This window comes from Pseudolysinimonas sp. (assembly GCF_044239695.1).
Classification (GTDB): domain Bacteria; phylum Actinomycetota; class Actinomycetes; order Actinomycetales; family Microbacteriaceae; genus Pseudolysinimonas_A.
The window spans coordinates 1-5,698 of the sequence record NZ_JBIIAW010000144.1; the positions used below are offsets into that span (position 1 = coordinate 1).

Annotated in this window: 8 protein-coding genes; 6 read left to right on the forward strand and 2 right to left on the reverse strand. The window is 65.0% G+C overall.

Annotation, left to right across the window (positions count from 1 at the left end; translation table 11 throughout):
• A partial coding sequence (locus tag ACILQS_RS15155) for a carbamoyltransferase C-terminal domain-containing protein (RefSeq protein WP_395640957.1) occupies positions 1–567 on the forward strand: 567 nt, incomplete at its 5' end.
• Between the two features lie 6 nt (positions 568–573).
• On the opposite strand, the gene ACILQS_RS15160 is transcribed toward ACILQS_RS15155, so the two are convergent.
• Both ACILQS_RS15160 and ACILQS_RS15165 read right to left on the reverse strand, forming a co-directional pair.
• Entirely contained in the window at positions 574–1,068 is a 495-nt protein-coding gene (locus ACILQS_RS15160) for a Pycsar system effector family protein (RefSeq protein ID WP_395640958.1), read from the reverse strand.
• Positions 1,058–2,446 (reverse strand): hypothetical protein, encoded by a 1,389-nt coding sequence (locus ACILQS_RS15165; protein WP_395640959.1) that lies wholly within the window; start codon positions 2,444–2,446, stop codon positions 1,058–1,060. The genes ACILQS_RS15160 and ACILQS_RS15165 overlap by 11 nt, the downstream gene beginning before the upstream one ends.
• A 445-nt stretch (positions 2,447–2,891) precedes the next feature.
• Here ACILQS_RS15165 and ACILQS_RS15170 point away from each other — a divergent pair, with 445 nt between their 5' ends.
• The 5 genes from ACILQS_RS15170 to ACILQS_RS15190 form a co-directional block, all read left to right on the forward strand.
• Entirely contained in the window at positions 2,892–3,473 is a 582-nt protein-coding gene (locus ACILQS_RS15170) for a hypothetical protein (protein ID WP_395640960.1), read from the forward strand.
• A 250-nt stretch (positions 3,474–3,723) separates the two neighbouring features.
• Entirely contained in the window at positions 3,724–4,314 is a 591-nt protein-coding gene (locus ACILQS_RS15175; RefSeq protein WP_395640961.1) for a Panacea domain-containing protein, read from the forward strand.
• The gene (locus ACILQS_RS15180) at positions 4,307–4,969 is read left to right on the forward strand and encodes a hypothetical protein (protein WP_395640962.1); all 663 of its coding nucleotides are present in this window, start codon (positions 4,307–4,309) and stop codon (positions 4,967–4,969) included. Before ACILQS_RS15175 ends, ACILQS_RS15180 begins: the two co-directional genes overlap by 8 nt.
• Positions 4,970–5,205: 236 nt before the next feature.
• The gene (locus tag ACILQS_RS15185; protein ID WP_395640963.1) at positions 5,206–5,430 is read left to right on the forward strand and encodes a hypothetical protein; all 225 of its coding nucleotides are present in this window, start codon (positions 5,206–5,208) and stop codon (positions 5,428–5,430) included.
• A 22-nt stretch (positions 5,431–5,452) separates the two neighbouring features.
• Positions 5,453–5,698: hypothetical protein (locus ACILQS_RS15190; RefSeq protein WP_395640964.1), on the forward strand; the 246-nt coding region annotated here is incomplete at its 3' end.

Sequence of the window (5,698 nt, forward strand, 5' to 3'; positions counted from 1 at the left end):
GTCGTGCCGGACGCTCCCGCCGAGCACGCGCTCGCCGCGCATCTCGCCGCGGGCGCCGTCGCCGCGCGCTTCGTCGGCCGCGCCGAGTACGGGCCGCGCGCACTCGGCCACCGCAGCATCCTCGCGCCCGCCCGCGACCCCCGGATGCCTGAGATCCTCAACGGGATGCTGCGACGTTCGACCGTGATGCCCTTCGCGCCCCTCGCACGGCGGACGGATGCCGCCCTCCTGTTCGATGCGGACGACGCACTGACCGGCCCGCTGGGCTATATGACCGTCGCTGTCCCCTGCACCCCGCACACCCGCACGCACTACCCGGCCATCACACATCGGGATGGGACTGCGCGGCCCCAGCTCGTCGACGGCGGGAGGCTCGGCGTCCTGCTCTCGGAGCTCGAGCGGCTGAACGGCGACCGGGTGGTCATCAACACGTCCTACAACCTCCACGACGAACCGATGGTCTGTCGGCCCGCCGACGCCGCACGCACTGCCCGGATTGCGGGCATCACGATGGTGCAGGTGGGAGGGCTCTTGGCCGTCGTCTCGGGAGAAGAGAGCCCGCGGTAGCCACGGTCAGCGGAGGACGATCGCGGCGACCCCGAGCAGTCCTCCTGCTGCCGCCGCGGCCACAAGCGCGTAGCGCACGAACCGGTATTTCCAGAGCACGACCTTCGACAGGTTGAAAAGCTGATGGGAGACACGGGTGATGGTGTCGGTCGTCTGATCGGCGAGCGCCGTACGCAGGGCGTCGGCGTCGTCGAACTGCGCCATGTGCCCCCAGTACGTGATGCCGTACAGCGGCGCGCCGTCGCGAGGGAAGCGTGGCCACACGGCGAGGGCGGAACATGCGACGGAGACGATAGCGGCGAGCACTCCCACCCACCAGGCGATCTGCCCCCAATCGCTGAGGGCCGACGGGCTCCAGTCACCGGCGAACTGCCCACCCAGCACAGCGCCGAAGCCCACGCCGACTGCGGCCAGGAGGAGGGATGCCTTCTGATCCGCTCGGCTGAGATCTTCGCGCGCTTCGGCGAGCATCGTGCTGAGGAGGCTGTCGTCAGTCGCCATCTGGGGCTCCCGGGTTCCACTCTAGGATCAGCGCGTTGCGGAATACCTTCTGCTTGGCCCACAGGTGCGCGGAGCCGTGGATCGTCCAGTCCAGATCGAGCAAGTCGCGCTCGATGGCCCGCCCTGCCGATGCCAACTCGGATCCGAGCGCCAGATAGTGGCGACCTGTCTGCATGACGAGGGGTGGTCGCCGCACGAGAGGAAGCGACGCGGAGTACATCCCGTTTCGAAGCGACTGCTCCATGCGCGCGGCCTGGATGATCGCATCTCCATCGAACGCGGGATAAAACGACGTCAATCCGTTGATCCGCCCCCAGGAGTAGTCGCCTGCGGAGATAGCCATCCGAGACCCCAGTCGCGTATATCCACGGTTCTGCTTCAAGAATGGATTCAAATGCTCCTCTATCCGTTGCAAGGTGCTCGTCCAGCCTTCGATGACACGTAGCAGGGACCTCTCTCGGTGGTCCGCATCCGCGCTGCAGGGGTAGCCAGCGACGAACCCGTCCCCTGCACTCTGGATCTGAGTGGTGCCGGTTTGGGCAAGGGCCGTCTCCAGCATTCCGAGGATTCGGCGTCGGTATCCGCGACGTTCGTCTACGTGCTTCTGGTTCAAGCTGCTAAGCCGAAGGCTGAGGGCCGCGCCGTAGCCGGCGATGTCTGCGCATGCGATCAGCCCGTGCTGCGGGGCTCGCGCGGGCACGTCGCGCACATCGATCGGTTCCTCGCGCAGCTGGACGAGTTCGCGCGGAGTTCGGATGAGGTGGTCGAGACCGCTGATCAGAGGCTTGCCCAGGAAATAGAATCGGTCCTCATCCGAGCCGTCGGGATCCTTGCGGTCCTGGAGGTTCCGGTCGAGGTCGTCCAAGGGGAGGACCACGAACCCGTGACGCCCTTCCGGGTCCAGTAGGTTCTGATGGCTTCGCGGATCGATGTCATCCACCCGGAATCGGATGGTGGCGTACGCGCTATGCCGCTCCAGCCCGCTGATCGGCGCCTTGCGCTCGAGGAGCATATCTCCTACGCGGCGGAGTTCGGGGTCACGAAGCCCGAACGATTCAGCGAAATGCTTGGCTTCGGTCTCGATGTCCTGGGGAACTCTCGCGATCCGCCGCTCGACCTGGTTGTAGAACGCGGCCTGGGCAACCTCCGGCTCCACGCCGAAATCAAGGTCCATCTGCAACGAGGGCGACGCCCAATATCCGACCCGCTCGGGGTCTCTCGGATACGAGTGGAAGCGCAGCAGCAAACCAACTCCGGCATGGTGACGGACCACGATCTCGAGCGCCACGACCAGGTAAGTCTTCGAGACGTCACCCACCGGTTCGATCCCGTCGGGAGTGATCCGCTGATACTCGCGGGTGAGCAGCGGTTCGGGCATGGGGCTATTGGTACCACGCCGAGCTAGCTGACGAAAAGTCCGCGAGACTAATGCGTGATCATGATCCGCGAGGTCCGGCCGCCGTCGAGCGCGAAACGGGTCTCGCTCGTCCCGTTGAATCCCCCGCCCGCCACCCCGCTCGTGACGCTTCGGTTGATCGTCGCCGCGGCGAAAACTCGGCGGCCGAACGTAGGCAAAAGCAACCCTCGGACGCAGAAAACCCCTGCCTGAGCAGGGGTTTTCTTGGCGGTACCGGTGGGATTTGAACCCACGGAGGCTATGAACCTCACATGTTTTCGAGACTCATTGGAGCCCCCCGGGACGCCTCGGCATGCCCTGCCGAACACTGCAAGTTCTAGTTTTAGCGAGCCTCTGGCCCGCCATCACTGTACTCAGCTGCGCTCAACTGAAGGGCACGCGGAGGGCACGGCTGTAGGTTCGCGTCGTGGACTTTCTCTCGTACCTAGCCACGCTCGACTGGGGCATGATCGGCGGAACATTCGTCGCGACCATCGCCGGCGCGGTCGTCGGCGTCGCTGGCGTAAGCCGATCGGAGAAGCGTCAGGCTCTGGCTGGCTACGAGGCACGGCTTACCGAGGCGCTGGCGCAGGTCGTCGGCGCGTTCCCAGCCAGGCTCGAGGAGCTCGAGAAATACGGAGACCGTTGGGACCGATACAACGAGTGGATCGACGCGGGCGGTGATCCCGACGTCGAACCTCCAATCGAACCAGGGCCGTACGAGATAGCCACCCGCCTCGAAGCCGCTCGAATGGTCGCGCGCAAAGACGATCAGATGACGATGCAGGCGCTTGCGGAAGCGTTTTATGCGCTCAGTGGAATGAAGCCTTATGTGAGTAGAGCCAGACTCACGCACCTCCCCGAGATGGTACGCAAATGGCGAAGCGGAGAGTGGGACTCGAAGAGAGCGCGCTCCGAGTTCGACGCGTTCGCCCGGACAGCGCGCGAGCGCATCGGCCTCACGCCTCCCCCACCGTGGAGCGTGAACGGAGGCGAGCTCGAGGACTAGGCCCGGTCAGTCGACCCAGCGCTCAGGACAACTCGAACGCCAATGCGCCTGGCGATGAATCGGACATTGCAGAGAGGGACGGGCGCTTTGCCCCCGACATCAGCACTCCAGGCAGTGAATGTCAGAGACAAGGGCTATAGTGCGTCGTTCAGGGTTTCTTGCGGTCATATCGATACGCTTCTCGCAAGTCGGGGTTTCCGACTCGCGCGCACCACTGAAACATCGGTATGAGCGGGATCGAGGCGAGGCGATGGATCCGGAGTTGAGCGGCAGGACGGCCGCCATCGCTGCCAGGTTCCTGCAGCGCGGGGCCGCTTCGGGCACCGACATCACCAACATGAAGCTCCAGAAGCTCGTTGCGTTGACTGAAAGCCTGACCGAACACATTTGGCAACGTCCAGCGCTCCCCGAGAGTGTGCGCGCCTGGCGTCACGGACCCGCAGTCAAAGAGCTCTACATCGCGTGCAAGCGGTTCGGTGAGACTCCGATCACTGGTCTTGACGCGCCAGAGGAGTCTTCGTTCCCGCACCAGCTTGACCTTGCGGTTGGCGAGGTTTGGGACATTGCTGGGCACATCCCCGCGGGCGGGCTGTGGAAGCTGACGCACGAGATTGGCCCGTATCAGCACTACTACGAGAAGGGCGAAGGCACCGAGATCCCCAAAGCGGATCTCGGACGCGCCTGGCCCGACTACGTAACGTACGCCCAGCAGCTCACGGCTTATCGATCCCCGGTCAACACGCCGGTGGTTGGCATTGGGCAGGCAGGGTTCAGGGATCAGGGCGCTAGGGACGCGGCGGTTTCGACGTTTCGTCCTAGTCGGCTAAGGACGAGTGGCTGACGGCAAGCCGGTCGAAGATCGTCGTCTCGTCGTACTCGACGTGAACATCTATCTCGACGTCGCGCAGCTGGTCGGGGAGCCGTTCTCTTGGGAGCGCTTCGAAGAGCTCGCCCGGGACCATGCGAGCGCCGACCTTCCCCACCGGGTCGACGCGAAGATTGACAGCCTCCGGGCGCTTGCCTGCCTCGTGTCGGGTCGAATGCCCGACGGCATCTCGGTCGAGGTCTGGACCAGCGACCATATCGACTACCTGGTCGCGAGCAAGGCCGCGATGCCAGTCGACGCTGCTGACGAACGTGACCGCGGCTTGGGTTGGTCGGCAGCCAACGCACAAGCGTTGGTCGACGATCTCGTGGGCGAGGTGGTCTATCGAAGCTACGGCTCGAGCATCGGCGAGGTGCCCATTGCGTTCGGAACGCCTCCACTCAGCCACGAGGATGGGTGCGTCTACGCGACGGCGCGGGACGCGGGGTATGACGACGCGTGGTACGAGCGCCACTGCATCACCCGCGACGGCGGCTTCCTCCGGGCGAACCTCACGGGCTTGATAGACCGGTCGGACCCCTCGACTTGGGTGATGAAGCATCGAGCGCTCAGTCGTATCGCCGCCTTTCGGAGGCTGGCCGCGCCGCCGGCCCCCGACGGTACCGAGTGACGCGGTCCGTCCCGCAGAACCTTCTGCAATTAGATCTCCGATGCGAACGCACTCGAACATACTTTCGAAAGCGGTTACGCTGGTGGCTTCTTCTCGGGAGCATCGTGGGCGGTAGATCGCGTTACCAACCGTCCTACGACGCTGCTCGCGACGCCAGACGCCGGGACGAACTCATGCGTCGGGGCGAGCCACCCCAGTCCCTCTCCGACGCCGAGATCGAGCGAGGAGATGTTGCCGTGACTCGAGCGCCGTCGCCGCTGCCGGTGCGAGCTTGGGTGCGCTACGGGGCCTCTCCGGTGCAGGTCGAGGGGTTCACGTCGACCTGGACTTCGCGCGCCGTGGAGGTCGTGTGGCGCACGCCGACCGGGGATACGCACCGTGCGTGGGTCTGGCGTCCTGCCGTGCGCCCGCGGCAGCTCAACAGCGACGAGAAGCTGGGCGTCTACAGCCCGCTTCGATGAGCCTCGGCACTATCCTCGGCCCATGGCGTACACCGATGAGGACTTGCTGACGCAGCTGAAGCGAGCCGCGAAGAAGTACGACCCCGAAATGCACACTCCCTCCGAGGCAGAGAAGGAGTTCGGGGTCGGGACCGAACCGCTGGTGCGGTTCACGATGAAGGACGGCAGGATCGTCGCTCTGTGCCGCGTCGTCGATGACGGAGCCGCGATCCTGTGGGACGTCCTGAGAGTCGCCGACGAGGAAGGACCTTTCCCTTATGACGACCGC

Excerpts from the sequence above, each read along its gene's own strand:
- ACILQS_RS15160 (WP_395640958.1), bottom strand. The coding sequence starts at position 1,068 with ATGGCGACTGACGACAGCCTCCTCAGCACGATGCTCGCCGAAGCGCGC.
- ACILQS_RS15165 (WP_395640959.1), bottom strand. The coding sequence starts at position 2,446 with ATGCCCGAACCGCTGCTCACCCGCGAGTATCAGCGGATCACTCCCGAC.
- ACILQS_RS15175 (WP_395640961.1), top strand. The coding sequence starts at position 3,724 with ATGGATCCGGAGTTGAGCGGCAGGACGGCCGCCATCGCTGCCAGGTTC.